The organism is Anabaena sp. PCC 7108, from assembly GCF_000332135.1.
Taxonomy (GTDB): Bacteria; Cyanobacteriota; Cyanobacteriia; order Cyanobacteriales; family Nostocaceae; genus Anabaena.
Map to the genome: position 1 here is coordinate 4988888 of NZ_KB235896.1, position 13539 is coordinate 5002426.

The 13539-nt window shown below is 36.5% G+C and carries 14 protein-coding genes and 1 tRNA gene; 5 read left to right on the forward strand and 10 right to left on the reverse strand.

Features of this window, described 5'->3' with window-relative positions; all coding sequences use genetic code 11:
• Positions 1-37: 37 nt before the first annotated feature.
• The 3 genes from ANA7108_RS28320 to ANA7108_RS0123310 all read left to right on the forward strand — a co-directional run bounded on the left by ANA7108_RS28320 (position 38) and on the right by ANA7108_RS0123310 (position 2809).
• Positions 38-997: a glycosyltransferase family 2 protein gene (locus tag ANA7108_RS28320; protein WP_016953242.1), complete on the forward strand. Its 960-nt coding sequence runs from the start codon at positions 38-40 to the stop codon at positions 995-997.
• Between the two features lie 161 nt (positions 998-1158).
• Entirely contained in the window at positions 1159-2211 is a 1053-nt protein-coding gene (gene cobW / locus ANA7108_RS0123305) for a cobalamin biosynthesis protein CobW (RefSeq protein WP_016953243.1), read from the forward strand.
• A 133-nt stretch (positions 2212-2344) separates the two neighbouring features.
• Positions 2345-2809, forward strand: coding sequence for an ABA4-like family protein (locus ANA7108_RS0123310; RefSeq protein WP_016953244.1), 465 nt, complete (start codon positions 2345-2347; stop codon positions 2807-2809).
• 250 nt (positions 2810-3059) lie between these two features.
• On the opposite strand, the gene ANA7108_RS0123315 is transcribed toward ANA7108_RS0123310, so the two are convergent.
• From ANA7108_RS0123315 to ANA7108_RS0123335, 5 genes are all read right to left on the reverse strand, one after another.
• Positions 3060-3278 carry a hypothetical protein gene (locus tag ANA7108_RS0123315; protein WP_016953245.1) on the reverse strand — a complete coding sequence of 73 codons (219 nt, stop codon included), beginning with the start codon at positions 3276-3278 and terminating at the stop codon, positions 3060-3062.
• 55 nt (positions 3279-3333) lie between these two features.
• Positions 3334-3642 (reverse strand): DUF3181 family protein, encoded by a 309-nt coding sequence (locus tag ANA7108_RS0123320; RefSeq protein WP_016953246.1) that lies wholly within the window; start codon positions 3640-3642, stop codon positions 3334-3336.
• Positions 3643-3762: 120 nt separating this feature from the next.
• A complete protein-coding gene (locus ANA7108_RS0123325; RefSeq protein ID WP_016953247.1) occupies positions 3763-4020 on the reverse strand; it encodes a hypothetical protein in 258 nt (85 codons plus the stop codon).
• Positions 4021-4250: 230 nt separating this feature from the next.
• Positions 4251-4634, reverse strand: a complete 384-nt coding sequence (locus tag ANA7108_RS0123330; protein WP_016953248.1) for a response regulator — start codon at positions 4632-4634, stop codon at positions 4251-4253.
• Entirely contained in the window at positions 4631-5830 is a 1200-nt protein-coding gene (locus ANA7108_RS0123335; protein WP_016953249.1) for a GAF domain-containing protein, read from the reverse strand. Before ANA7108_RS0123335 ends, ANA7108_RS0123330 begins: the two co-directional genes overlap by 4 nt.
• Before the next feature lie 451 nt (positions 5831-6281).
• Between ANA7108_RS0123335 and ANA7108_RS0123340 the strand changes: the two genes are divergently transcribed.
• Positions 6282-6479, forward strand: a complete 198-nt coding sequence (locus ANA7108_RS0123340; protein ID WP_016953250.1) for a DUF2795 domain-containing protein — start codon at positions 6282-6284, stop codon at positions 6477-6479.
• 51 nt (positions 6480-6530) lie between these two features.
• Here the strand turns inward: ANA7108_RS0123340 and moaC are convergent, their stop codons facing one another.
• Entirely contained in the window at positions 6531-7034 is a 504-nt protein-coding gene (gene moaC / locus ANA7108_RS0123345) for a cyclic pyranopterin monophosphate synthase MoaC (protein ID WP_016953251.1), read from the reverse strand.
• A gap of 41 nt (positions 7035-7075) precedes the next feature.
• On the opposite strand from moaC, the gene ANA7108_RS0123350 reads away from it, so the two are divergent.
• A tRNA-Arg gene (locus ANA7108_RS0123350) sits at positions 7076-7149 on the forward strand.
• 68 nt (positions 7150-7217) lie between these two features.
• Here ANA7108_RS0123350 and ANA7108_RS0123355 read toward each other — a convergent pair.
• From ANA7108_RS0123355 to ANA7108_RS0123370, 4 genes are all read right to left on the reverse strand, one after another.
• Positions 7218-8444, reverse strand: a complete 1227-nt coding sequence (locus tag ANA7108_RS0123355; RefSeq protein ID WP_026104407.1) for an MFS transporter — start codon at positions 8442-8444, stop codon at positions 7218-7220.
• Positions 8445-8490: 46 nt separating this feature from the next.
• The gene (locus ANA7108_RS0123360; RefSeq protein ID WP_016953253.1) at positions 8491-9501 is read right to left on the reverse strand and encodes a glycosyltransferase family 2 protein; all 1011 of its coding nucleotides are present in this window, start codon (positions 9499-9501) and stop codon (positions 8491-8493) included.
• 169 nt (positions 9502-9670) lie between these two features.
• Complete coding sequence (locus tag ANA7108_RS0123365) at positions 9671-10366, reverse strand: C40 family peptidase (RefSeq protein WP_016953254.1); 696 nt, start codon at positions 10364-10366, stop codon at positions 9671-9673.
• A gap of 170 nt (positions 10367-10536) precedes the next feature.
• Positions 10537-13335, reverse strand: coding sequence for a lipopolysaccharide assembly protein LapB (locus tag ANA7108_RS0123370; protein WP_016953255.1), 2799 nt, complete (start codon positions 13333-13335; stop codon positions 10537-10539).
• Between the last annotated feature and the right edge of the window lie 204 nt (positions 13336-13539).

The window sequence follows — 13539 nt, forward strand, 5'->3', positions numbered from 1 at the left end:
TATACTTAATTAGTTGGTTAATAGATAAAACCGAAATATGAAACCCACCCAGCCATTAATAACAATTGGAATTTCTACATACAATAGATATATAAGCTTAAAAGATTACAGTCTTTCCTCAATAGAAAAGCTTACTTATCAAAACTATGAAGTCATCATTGTTGATGATGGTTCCAGCGATGAAACTCCCCAAATTCTGAGTGAGTATCAAGATAAATTGCATAATTTACAGATTTTTTGTAACGATAAAAACAGAGGAACTCCTTTTTCTAGAAACAGAATTCTTGAAAAAGCCAAAGGAGATATTATTGTATTTATTGATGATGATGTCAGCATATTTCCCAACTGTTTAGAGGAAATTATTAAGGTATATACACAAGATAGTCAAGTGATGTTTATTTGGGGCTGTGTTTATCAATGTCATGGATCAAATGATAGAAATGCCCCTACTTTCGGAACTGGTAGCTTATTTTCTATTAGGCGGATAATTGCAGATTGTTTTCGATTTGATACTAATATTAGATACTTAAAGACATACGTTTGTGAAGAACACGACTTTGCCCGAAGGGTACAAAGCGCAGGGGCAAAAATTATTAAGGTTCAGTCAGTAAAAGCAAATCACTATCAAGCACCTTCTCGAAATAGATATTGGCGCGGTTTGGGAGGACATTTAAACTATCTTTATGAACAGATGAAGCAAGACTTAAATTCTATCAATATGTATTATTTCCACCTTTTTTTAGGAGTAATACTTGTGATTAAAAGTCTGTTAAAAATAAGAGATGTGGAAAAAAATATGAATGATTATCAGTTAAAGGAAGCAGTCTTCATGTTCCATCATCTACTGATATTAATCAAAGAAAGAAAATTTTTACTTGCTGGTAAATCTCTTTTTTACATTACAATTGATATTCCTATCAGAGCAAAGATTAAAAATAAAATGGAAATCGAACAGGCTAAAAAGTTTACCGAAAACCAGGTAATGACAACCACATAATTATTTATTATATTTACAATATTTATTTGCATTTGCTCAATCATGAAGTCAACTAATAATTATCCTGTTTCAGGAAGTACAACCATGAAAGCGACAAGATAATCAAAAATTTAGTTATTGGTAAATAGTGTACAATGAATTAATAAAACCACACACAAAACATGGCTACAAAAATCCCCGTAACCGTCATCACAGGCTTCTTGGGAAGCGGTAAAACCAGCCTCATCCGTCACTTACTCCAAAACAACCAAGGACGACGCATAGCAGTATTAGTTAACGAATTTGGTGAACTGGGGATAGATGGTGAATTATTGAAATCTTGTCAAATTTGCCCTGAAGATGAAGTACAAGAAACTCCAGAAAATACTAATATATTTGAACTGACAAACGGCTGTTTATGCTGCACCGTCCAAGAGGAATTTTACCCGACAATGCGGGAATTAATTAAACGCCGAGATAGTATAGATTGTATTATTATTGAAACCTCTGGTTTAGCTTTACCAAAACCCTTAGTTAAAGCCTTTCGTTGGCAAGAAATCCGCAATGCTGCTACAGTAGATGCAGTAATTACAGTAGTAGATTGTGCAGCAGTGGCAGCGGGAACATTTGCTAGTGATTTAGAAGCGATTGCGGCACAACGCCAAGAAGATGATAGTCTAGAACATGAAACACCATTACAAGAATTGTTTGAAGATCAACTTGCTTGTGCTGATTTAGTGATTTTGAATAAAACTGATTTAGTTGATAGTGAAACTCAAGCCAAAGTCCTAGAAATAGTCAAGCATGAATTACCTAGAGTTGTGAAAATTGTCTCTAGTGATTATGGTAAATTAGACCCATCTATCTTATTAGGATTTGCTGCCGCAGTTGAAGATAATTTAGATGATCGTCCTAGTCATCATGACACAGAAGAAGACCATGATCATGATGATGAAATTAACTCAACTCATGTGATTTTAGACCGGACATTTGACCCAGAAAAGCTACAAGCAAGATTAGAAAAACTGGCACAAGAACAAGAGATTTACCGCATTAAAGGTTTTGTAGCTGTTGCTAATAAACCCATGCGGTTAGTTATGCAAGGTGTAGGAAATAGATTTGATAAATTTTATGATCGTCCTTGGAAACTAGAAGAAACAAAACAAACCAGTTTAGTTTTTATCGGTCGTAATTTACAATCTTCAGAAATAGAATCTCAATTAGTTAGTTTGTAAGTAGCCATCATGAACTGCGTACACCAGAACACATAAAAAACTTCTTATTCCCCTCCACGAAACAGCGGGGAGGGGTTAGGGGTGGGGTCTTATCTCATTAATTACTGTCAACTGTCAACTGTCACCTAATATTATGAATATCACAGATTTGTTTAATGTTGCCAATCTTTTTGTTTTGCCTTTTTGGGCTTTAATGATTTTGTTACCCAACTGGAAAGTTACTCGCAAGGTAATGGAATCTTATTTACCTTTTGTGGTTTTAGCTGGTGCATATTCCTATTTATTTGTCGTCAGCATTACCCCAGAAAATGCTGCTGCTTTATCAAATCCTCAATTAGCAGATATCGCGAAATTCTTTAGTGATGAAACAGCTGCTGCTACAGGTTGGATTCATTTTTTGGTAATGGATTTATTTGTCGGTAGATGGATATATTGGGAAGGTCAAAAAACCGGAATTTGGACAATTCACTCTATAGCTTTGTGTTTGTTTGCAGGTCCTTTAGGTGTGCTTTCTCATATTTTCACCTATTGGATTACTAAAGCTTTTTCTAAAGGTGCTGAAGGTGTGAAGCTAGAAGAAAAAGCTGCTGCTAATTAAATTGACAATTAAGAAAACAGGGTTTAGCATTGCTAAACCCTACTACTGCAAATTTTATTAGTACTTACGCAAGTGTCACACTAAAAATCTGTTGTAGGGTGCTTTACTACTGCATAAATCCGGCAAATAAACAGATTGTTGATATCTGACGCACCCTACCAATGTGCCAGTTGCGTAAGTCGTGTTTATGTTTAGAGATATTTAATTAAACGTCTCAATGTAATTTATAAAATCCAGAAGATTTAATTTATTAAGCAGCTGTAGCTATCCTGTATTGAGCATCTAACCAACAGAGTGGTAGTTCTTCACCAGATGGAAAAACTAACTCTTCCTTTTTATAGATGTCTGTTTCCTGTTCTTCTTGACCTTCTTGGTCTTGGGCGTGGACAATTTCACTATTAGGATCAAGTAGTTCCTGAATATCGACTATTTTAACTAAATCCTGGCTATCTTTGAGTTGTAAAAACATATGGATAACCCTCAATTAATTGAATGGCTGAATTAAAATCAGAACAAGTGAGAGATTAAATTTCTTTTTGGTATTTTTCCAAAATATCTACTAAGGCAACTTGGCATTGCAAGGGTAATAAATCAATTAAAGCTAGTTCCTTTCTCCCACCACCAATTTTAACGGGGATAGATTCCAAGACTTGAATAACTTGATCTTCATTGACAGTCTTGGCAGTAATTAGAGGATATAACTGTTCAGCAACAACGGTATGAAGTTTGGCATTAGATAAATAAAGATGCCACTTAGCAACATCTATATAGACAGTTTCGCCAATTTCAGCTGCTAGGGCTTCTAGTAATTCTGTGGTATTAGTTTTAGCCATTGAAATAACCTAATGGGAAATAATAGCCTGAACCTTCAGCTTATCTCACATTATCGCGCAATTAGCTAAAATATCTCTACTACCACAGGTTACAATTACCCCAGCTTCAGCAGTCATTCTTTAGGTGGATTTGGGTGGTGTTTGGTTGTAATTAGCGATCGCACTAATATAAATTAGATGCAGCAGTATTACACCTACCCAAACGATTGTTAAAGGTGTTAACCACTCCCAGGATGTGGCTTTCAAGATGTGGAAAAACCACAACCCCGAATTCACAGTAGCAGCAACAGCTACATGAAAAGCAAAATTCATCCGGTCATCTAATTTGCGAAAATCTGGGTCTTTGCGATCAGGTTTGCGAGGCCAACGAGGAGGCATAAATAATAAATATTTGTGAATTTGTTTACAGAGGTTAATACACCTTCATCATTTTAAGGGTTTTAGGTGTCAGTTGCTTACCTAAGTAGTCGTGCAAAATAAATTATCTAGTTAGGGGAGGGAATAGGGAATAGGGGGGTTGCTGAATAAGGGGATGATTGAGGCTGACGCGGGGACGCGGAGAATTTTTTTTGATAAGTGATTAGGCGGATATGATATAATTACCTACATTAAAGTAGTGAATTTTCGTAAGCCAACTCCATAGTCTCCAATAAGTTGGGAATATCATAGGGTTTAGTTACCCAATAGGAAATACCCAAAGTTGAAACTAATTCCTCTGGATATCCATAAGCCGTAGCGAATATAATAGCTAAATTAATACCCTGGATCTGAAGGTGTTGGTAAACTTCAACTCCTGTGAGTTCAGGCATTCTATTATCTAAAATCAATAAATCTGGTTGACACTTAACTACTTTTTCTAAAGCTTCTTTACCATCTTTTGCTTCTCTAACATCCCACCCTTCTTCATGTAGTAAAAAAGAGAGCATTTCTCGACAATCTTCATCATCATCTGCAATTAGGACTTTGCGCTTTTTTAAATTTTCATTATTCATAAATTTTTCTTGGTTATGGGTAGAGAAAAAACTTCAGTCCTTGGTTCTGATTTGGAAGTATTTAACACGGGAATAGATGTAAAACTAACTTGTGCCAATTCACAATAGGGCATTTTTTCAACTATAACTTTTACTGTGCCACCTTTACCTGCATTCTCAAAAGAATTGAGAAAACAGCGCAGCAGCTTGCGTAACAGCGATCTGATATCTGCTGATATTGTAATTATCTCTGTACAGTAAGTGAGAATTTCCACCTTGCGGATAGCAGCCTCAGTTGCTAAAAGGTCTACCAAATCGTGCAAACTATCAGTCAGTGATAGAGGTTGAATTTGTCCGATTTCTAATGATGCTAAACTGCGCCAAATTGCAGCACGATGACGAAATATTTGAATTGATTTTTCAGCCTGTTGCAGTAATTGCATTGCATAATTTAAGCGATTAACAGCTACCATCCGAGAGCTAATTTCCAGTTTTAACCGTGCGGCTTGATGACCTTGAATGATATCTTGACGGAGTTCTTCTAATGGTTGATAATCGTCAGGGCTTGATGCTAACACACGGCGAATATCTTTTTCTAAATTTCCTATCAATAATTCTGCTTCAATACCGTGAGATGCACACAGCAATATCTCTTTCAACCTTTGTCCTGCATCAGCACGACGGACGGAGATACTGAACACACCAATAATTTCCCGGTTTTCGTCCCGCAGGGGAATTCCCTGGCAAGTGAAAGGATGAAATCCTTGAATAAAATGCTCTGCGGCCACGATTTCTACATAATCTTCTTCAGCTAAGGGAGTTCCGATACCATTGGCACCAGCGACAGCTTCCGACAGTAGGGAACCGGGTGTAGGAAATGATTCGGAAGCTTGTATGGTTTGTTTATCTCCCACCACATCTAGTAGAATACCTTGGCGATTGCTTAACATCACTGCATGACGATCTGTTCCCGCAGCCTGTGATAAGGTTCGGAAGTAGGGAGCAGCTAAATTAATCAGATCACTATGTTGCTTTACTAAACGTTCAGTTTCTAAGCTGGATAGTTTCTCAGCTTGAAGAGCGCGGTTATCAGCCCCTTGTAAATGCGATCTTTCCCAAGCACGATAGATTTCTGAGCGCAACATCTCAGCCCGAATTCCGCCTGTTGATGTGTATATAAGCCCTGCTTCTACTGCATTTTTTCCCTGAGGAGACATAGTTTTAACATCTCTTGGTCGAGAAACATCACTGAGAACTTACCCATTGAAAGCAAAAATTCATACTTTAGGCAGAGTGTAGGGGAAGAAAAAGAAAGTATTAGGAAAATGTCAAAGTTCTTCCCCACTTTTTTCACCACACTTTGTCGAGACAAATAATTTTGGTGCATAAATTTTATCATTTTTAGGTTGATATTATCAAATATTCTCAATTTTTTTTGCTCATGTCTCAACAGCTATAGCAATCTTGGTTGATGAGTGAGAATTTTTTTAACACACCGCCTAAAAAACAAAGCAAAAGAGAAAAATATCAGTTTTTATCCATAGATTTTTACATCAACCAAGTGGATGAATTTTTATGTTTTTGAATTAACATTTATTCATCTTTTTGATAGAGGGAGTTAATCAATCCACTTGTGAAGATGGTAATGACCTTAAACGGTGAATGATTATGCCTAAAGCCAATCCAGTTGAAATCCAAAAACATTTGAAAGGTGTTGACTATCCTGCTAGTAAGGAAGAATTGATTGAACACGCTAGAGAGCAAGGAGCCGATAAGCAGCTGATCTCATTACTAGAACAATTACCAGAAGATGAAGAATATGAAAATCCAGCCGACCTTAACAAAGCTCTAGGGGAGATTCAGTAGGTTAGATAATGGGTAATTGGTGATGAGAAAATTTATTACCAATTACCCAATCTAAAATCCTACATTGCTATAATCTCCTGATTTCCCGCCGGTTTTACTTACCAAACTAATTGATTCAATTTGGATAGACTTTTCTAAAGCTTTTGCCATATCGTACAAAGTCAGTGCCGCCACAGAAACCGCAGTTAAAGCTTCCATTTCCACACCAGTTTCAGCTTTAGTTCTCACTGTGGCATAAATTTGATAACCGGGTAGTTCGGGATCTGGTGTTACCTCAACTGTAATTTTTTGTAAGGGTAAAGGATGACAGAGGGGAATTAAATTAGATGTCTGCTTGGCTGCCATAATTCCCGCTAACCTAGCAGTTCCCAAAACATCCCCTTTAGGAGCATTTCCGGCTTGAATGGCGGCAAAGGTGGCTGGTAGCATCCGCACCCTGGCTGTAGCTACAGCTTGGCGCACAGTAGGGATTTTGTTAGACACATCAACCATTTGCGCCTCGCCCTGGGGGTTCAGGTGGGTTAATTTAGAAGAATTTTCAAAATTATCTTGCATAATTCCCGGAGTTTATGTTATTATCAGATGCAGTCGGTTAAGGGTGTGTAGCTCAGTGGACTAGAGCACGTGGCTACGGACCACGGTGTCGGGGGTTCGAATCCCTCCTCGCCCGTTTAATAAAGAAATTGCACAAACTCTTTGTTTAGGGCTTGTGCAATTTATTATATATTTATTTTTTATTTATCTTTTCAAGGCATAAACATCTTCTCCACGACCAAAGGCAAAGCGGAGGGAATTGGTTATATTTTTGCTGGACTGGGTGACAAAAATGAGAATTGCCAAGACAGTTAAAACAGTCGCAAAACCAAACATACTGCGATAGCCGATTTGTTGGGCAACAGCACCCAAAATGGGACCAGCTATAATCAGTCCAGTATCTAATCCCATTAAAGATACGCCAAATATCCGCCCTCGTTCATGGGGTAATGCCCTATCTGTCATCATCACGGAAATCATCGGAATGACTGTTCCAGAAGCGGCACCCTCTATAAATCCTCCCAGCAAGAAAGTGAAGGGATTGTTTGCTTGCCAAATACAGATCATTGCCAAAGTATAAACCATCAAGCTGAAGGTGATAAATAAACCCCTTCCATACCGATCAGAAGCCCGACCAGTAAACAACCTGACACTAAAACTGGATATAGCCGCAGCCGTAAAAAATAATCCGGCATTTAAATCCACTCCTGTTGATTTGATGTACAAGGCAATAAAGGTATGTACAGTACCTAAAGCTAAACCAAACAGTAAAAGTATAATAGCGGGTATACGCACACGGGGACTAATTAGTAATTGCCAAAATCGATCATCCGTGGAGTTTGTCGGTTGTTCCAGAATAGGTGGATTGGCAATTGGGAGGATGCATAATACACCCAAACAACCTAAAGTAGCCGATGCTAGAAATAACGGTGTGTAACCATATGCGGCTTGTAAGTATCCACCCAAAGCAGGACCTAGTGCCACACCAATGGGATTAACCAAACTCATATAACCGATGATTTCACCACGTCGGTGTTCTGGTGCTAAGTCTCCCACTAAGGCGATGTAACCTGTGGCAAAGGCGGCTATACTGATACCATGAAAGGCGCGAATTGCCATTAAAGGTAGAATTGATTTTACTACCAAATAACCAAGAGGTGCGATCGCAGCCACTGACATCCCAATCAGTAACACAATCTTTCTGCCCCGACGATCTGCTAATATTCCTACTTGGGGACGAAATAGCAACATCCCAATCGCAAAGCTACCCATGACAATGCCAATTTGTTGCTTACTTGCCCCAATAGACTCGATATACAAAGGTAAAGTCGGCAATAACGAAGCTAAACTTGACCAAAATAATAAACCTGCTGTAAACAATATCCGCAGGTTTCGCCGTAGATTAACGTCGAAAGTATCAAACTCTTTCACGGCAGATGCAATTTAATGCTAAGTAATTTGTCTTTCTATTGTTACGTTACTTAACATTTTTTGCCACTACTTCCCGCACTCGATATATCGGTCTTCCCTGAGATTCATGATAAGTACGCATTAGCAATTCTGCCAAAAGACCGAAGCAAAACAACTGCACGCCTGTTACTAACAACAATACTGCCAAAATTAACAAAGGACGATTACCGATATCTACCTGCAAAAACAATTTCAGGAAAGTGAGATAAATTCCTATTCCTCCCCCGGAAACCATAGATATTAAACCCAACAACCCAAAAACGTGCATAGGACGGGTGAGGAATTTTTTCATAAACAAGATGGTTAACAAATCCATCAACACCCGGAAAGTCCGAGAAATACCATATTTACTTTTTCCAAAGCGTCGCGCATGATGACGCACAGGTAATTCTGTAATTCTTGCCCCTTCGATATATGCCAAAGCTGGTAAAAAGCGGTGTAATTCTCCGTAAAGGTTCATATCTGCGACTAATTCGCTACGATAAGCTTTAAGAGAACAACCATAATCGTGAATATTAACGCTGGTACTGCGACGAATTAACCAATTAGCGATTTTTGAAGGCAGCAACCGATTAACAGCCCCATCTTGGCGATTTTGCCGCCAACCACTGACCAAATCATAACCCTCATCTAGCTTTGCTAATAACATGGGAATATCAGCTGGGTCATTTTGCAAATCAGCATCTAGAGTTACAATTGCTTTGGCTGTAGCATAATTAAATCCCGCAGACATAGCCGCAGTTTGTCCATAATTACGTCGCAAAATTATCGCTTTTAAATCAGTGCGAATTTGTGCTTGTTCTTTGAGAAATTCTGCTGAACCATCACTAGAACCATCATCTACACAGATAATTTCATAATTCAATTCACTAGCTTTGAGAGTGGAAGAAATTGCTTCTAGTAATAAAGGCAAACTTTCGACTTCATCTTTGATGGGTACAACTACCGAGACATCTGGGGATTGGTAATGGGTGATTGGTGATTGGTGATTGGTAATTGGTAGTTGCTGATTAATCATTGCTGATGAGTTATGGCTGATAACTGAATTTTACCGAAAAAATGGGTTATCTGGTTCCTAGTCTCTGACTGGGAATCCTATCATAGAGGCTCTGACTCTGCTATTATTGAAGGCAGAGCCTTGTAGAATTCATTCCCATACAGAGTATGGGAACGAGGGATCTGGGGAATTAGGAATTACCAACATAACTTTTCACAACTCTACCAGCACCGCGAAGTTGTTGATAATAAGCCTGACTAACTTTATCACCTTGTCCTGAAAGTTGATCAATACCAATTCCATTGCGTCCTTGTTCTTTTCCTGAACTGTGAATATAGCAACCATCACCTAAATATAATCCTACATGAGTAGCTTTTTGGGGAGTGCCAAAAAAGATTAAATCCCCTAGTTGTAATTCATTAATATCAACTAATTGTGTAAAAGCTTCTTGTTGATAGGCATCTCTTGGTAGCCACACACCCACAGATTTAAAAGCTGCTTGCATTAAACCAGAACAATCATAATTAGGTGCAACTGTTCCACCCCAAAGGTAATAATTATCTTGTTGTTTTGCGGCTTGAGTAAAGGCGATAATTGCGGGTATTTGTTGTTGAATTTCTGTGGCTGATAATAATTGAGGTTGATATTTTGTTTCTGTGGGTTGGAGAAATTGCAAATCTTGAAAAGATAACCATCCCGGATAGTCATCTTCACATAAACAAACTTCTATTGCTTTATCTTGATGGTTAGATGTGATTTTTAAATGTCTTCCTATTGCGGCTTGAGTTACCAAGCGGACACATTCAGGAGAATCATATAAATTAAGGTTAGTTTTACAGTGATATTCTGCCGTTGGGGAATGGGGAATTGGTAAGTTTATTGACATGATTAATTATTGTTTGAATCATCAAATCCTTGATTGCCTGAATGAGAATTATCAAAGATAAACAAAATCATATAATAAACCATCCTGTTAATCCTGGATATCCTGATTCAGACTATTTCACATCATCACACAACTGCCTATCCTCTGGACTCAAATTAATACCCTGATGTTTACAAATAAATTATGTTTCTGACGTGATACGTTTGGATTACTAGCACGGTAGCTATTCCAACTAAAACAATGGCTATAAATAGGACTCCTGAACCAATCCGAATTCTTTGTGTGGCTTTTTTATTAGCCTCTGCTAAAATTCTTTTTGCTTCCTCAGCTTTCTTTAGTTCCTCTTCAGCCTGTTGACGCTGCTTCTTTTCTCTTTTCAGTTCTCTTTCTAGTGCTTGTTGTAACTCTTCTTCAGCTAGTTTTCTTTGCTTTCTCTCCCTTTCTAACTCTTCCAAGACCTCTTTTAGCTTCGGTTCTTGTTGTTGACGAATAAACTCAACTAAATAATCATGCACTAATTGATATCTATCCGCAGGTGATTCTGGTAAGAGTAACACCAAACCAGACGCAACGAAAATATTTAAAACTAAATCCAGGTTTTTAATTCCTGCTGCTAACTGTTCTACTAATTCAGCACGAGTTTTTAAAGGTCTTGTCCCATTTTCATCGGTAAGTAAATATAAAACCAGTCGCGCTGTTTGTTCATTTTCTGCACCACAGTCTTTAATAACATCTTCTAAAAACTTCTCAACTAATTTTTCTTTGCCAAATTCTTGATATTTTTCTAAAGTTTTAATTTGTTCTGATTGTAATTGTGTCCCGACTATTTGCAATTCAATTGGTCTAACTTCTCCAATATCTCCGGCTAAATCTTTAACTAATTCATCAATTAATTCTGGTTGTAAATAAAAGTTTATTTTTGCTGTGAGACTTTTAATCACAGCTTTAGCATCTGCGGGTGAGAAATTACCCAAATAATAACGAATGTTTTTATCAAGAATGTTATTGTTAGTAACTGTCAAATTAACTAAACGGTCTAATTCTAATAGATAATGTAAATAATCTTCTCGTAAGGAAAGGACAATTTTCACAAAAGGAATATCTAAACAGATTCGTAAAAAATCATAAAATTGTCTTCTTTGTTTTTGGTCAGTATAAACAAAGAAAAATTCTTCAAATTGGTCAAATATCAAAACCGTTAATAAATTTCTGGTTTCATTTTTTCGCAATTGTTGAATAATTGTATCTCTTGAATATTCATTTGTTTCAATTTTTAAATTTTGTCCTAAATTTTCCACCCAATTTGTATAAACCCGTAAAAGTATAGGTAAAGCGTCACGTTCTCCAATTGGTTCTTGTTGCAGTGCAGGAATTAAACCACCTTGTAAAATGGAACTTTTACCGACTCCAGACTGTCCATGAATTACAGTTAATTTATGTTCATTTCCCGCAATTCTGCCACGCAATCGTTTAACATCTTGTTCTCTCCCAGAAGCAGAAATTTCTTGAGCAATTGTGCCGATATTTTCAATATCAGAATTTTCAGATTTAATAACTTTGCGTTGTGGATTTAAATATGATGCACCAATAAATGCTGTAAATCCATATTGTTGTTTAATTTGTAATCTTTTTTGTTTAATTTCAAAAGCTTTTAAATATTGTTTTTCTTGAAAATATAGTAAATTTAATTGTTCTAATATATCAATATATAATTTAGGATTATACTGCGGATGACTTTCATTTCTAGCAGTTTCTAAAGTTTTAATTGCTGCTGAAATTTCTCCTAAGAATATTTGAGAAAGAGCTAAAAATAAGCGATATAAACCATATTCTTGAGATGGTAAATTAGGAATATTCATTAAAATATTTAGTGCTTGCTGTATGTATTGCTTTCCTCTTTCCCACTCTTGATTTTTAAAAGCTACTTCTGCTAAAAAGCCATAATTTCGACCTAATCTAATTTGCTGTAGGGACAATTCATGAATTGTCACTACATTAATAGAAGAGATATTTTCATATAATTTTAGTGATTTTTTAGCGAGAGATTCTAAATCATTCCATGCTTTTAAATGTCGTAATATTTCACCCAATCGGTTGATATATTCAATTACTAAATCTAATCTTTCTGCTTGTTCAAAAATCCCTAAAGCTTGCTGTAAATTATCTCTAGCATTTTGCCATGTTTCTTGATTTTCAGTATTACTGATTTCAGCTTTTCGAGTATAAACTAAGGAAATTTTAACTAAGAGAATACCGTGACGTTCTAAATTATTATGAGTTTGCCAAAATTCCAAACTTCGTTGATAATAAATTAAAGCATCATCTAAATGATCTTGTTGATATTCTCGTAAACCAAAAGCAAATTCTAAACCTGCTTGTATTTCTGGGGTAATGTCTTCTCCTCTGTTTTGTAAATCCTGACTTGCAGATTCTATTTCTTTGTAAACTTGAGGACTAGGAATAACATCATTAGTAAAAATTTCTGCTGTTGTTTCTTGTAGAAAATCAATTAAATCATCAGTATCATTTTCAAAGTCAATAATACTCCCCCAGTTTTCTAAATCTGGTGCGACTCTGATGATTTTTTTGAGAATTTGATCATCTATCCAAATTAGAATGGGAAAGGGAAAGTTTTTCCTGAATTCTTCTCGAATTTGATTTGATAAACTCAAAATTGAGTCAATGTTTTTTACAGAGTCTAAACCAGAAATTATTAAAGCTTGTGGTTGTTCATTTCCCAATTCTTGAGATATTTGGTTATACAAACTTTTAATTGATTCTGATAAAGTAATTTCTTGAATGGGTATGGAAGAAACTTCTTTGAGTTGTGCTGCTATCTGTTGACGTAATTTAGCATAATTGCAGCGGAGGAAAATAAGTGATAATTGACCTTGAGATAATCTAATTGCTCTTAATATGGTTTGTAAGGAATTATCGTTATTATCAGTGGGAATTTCTTGATTATTCATGACATGATGTTAAATACTGATTTGAAATAATCTACTGAAATTATTGATCTACGTAGGTTGGGTTGACGTAAGGAAACCCAACATTTCCTGTATTTTGTTGAGTTGCGCTATTGCTTAACCTATCCATTGTCTCACAGCAGTAAAAACAAAAACCTACAACGCAAGTGAGGAGGGGAAATAATACTGATAAATGTTGGGTTTCGT

Bases quoted from the DNA above. Each gene is read 5' to 3' on its own strand.
- ANA7108_RS0123365 (WP_016953254.1), bottom strand. From the start codon at position 10,366: ATGTCAATAAACTTACCAATTCCCCATTCCCCAACGGCAGAATATCAC.
- ANA7108_RS28320 (WP_016953242.1), top strand. From the start codon at position 38: ATGAAACCCACCCAGCCATTAATAACAATTGGAATTTCTACATACAAT.
- ANA7108_RS0123315 (WP_016953245.1), bottom strand. From the start codon at position 3,278: ATGTTTTTACAACTCAAAGATAGCCAGGATTTAGTTAAAATAGTCGAT.
- ANA7108_RS0123325 (WP_016953247.1), bottom strand. From the start codon at position 4,020: ATGCCTCCTCGTTGGCCTCGCAAACCTGATCGCAAAGACCCAGATTTT.
- cobW (WP_016953243.1), top strand. From the start codon at position 1,159: ATGGCTACAAAAATCCCCGTAACCGTCATCACAGGCTTCTTGGGAAGC.
- moaC (WP_016953251.1), bottom strand. From the start codon at position 7,034: ATGCAAGATAATTTTGAAAATTCTTCTAAATTAACCCACCTGAACCCC.
- ANA7108_RS0123370 (WP_016953255.1), bottom strand. From the start codon at position 13,335: ATGAATAATCAAGAAATTCCCACTGATAATAACGATAATTCCTTACAA.
- ANA7108_RS0123340 (WP_016953250.1), top strand. From the start codon at position 6,282: ATGCCTAAAGCCAATCCAGTTGAAATCCAAAAACATTTGAAAGGTGTT.
- ANA7108_RS0123335 (WP_016953249.1), bottom strand. From the start codon at position 5,830: ATGTCTCCTCAGGGAAAAAATGCAGTAGAAGCAGGGCTTATATACACA.
- ANA7108_RS0123320 (WP_016953246.1), bottom strand. From the start codon at position 3,642: ATGGCTAAAACTAATACCACAGAATTACTAGAAGCCCTAGCAGCTGAA.
- ANA7108_RS0123330 (WP_016953248.1), bottom strand. From the start codon at position 4,634: ATGAATAATGAAAATTTAAAAAAGCGCAAAGTCCTAATTGCAGATGAT.
- ANA7108_RS0123310 (WP_016953244.1), top strand. From the start codon at position 2,345: ATGAATATCACAGATTTGTTTAATGTTGCCAATCTTTTTGTTTTGCCT.
- ANA7108_RS0123360 (WP_016953253.1), bottom strand. From the start codon at position 9,501: ATGATTAATCAGCAACTACCAATTACCAATCACCAATCACCAATCACC.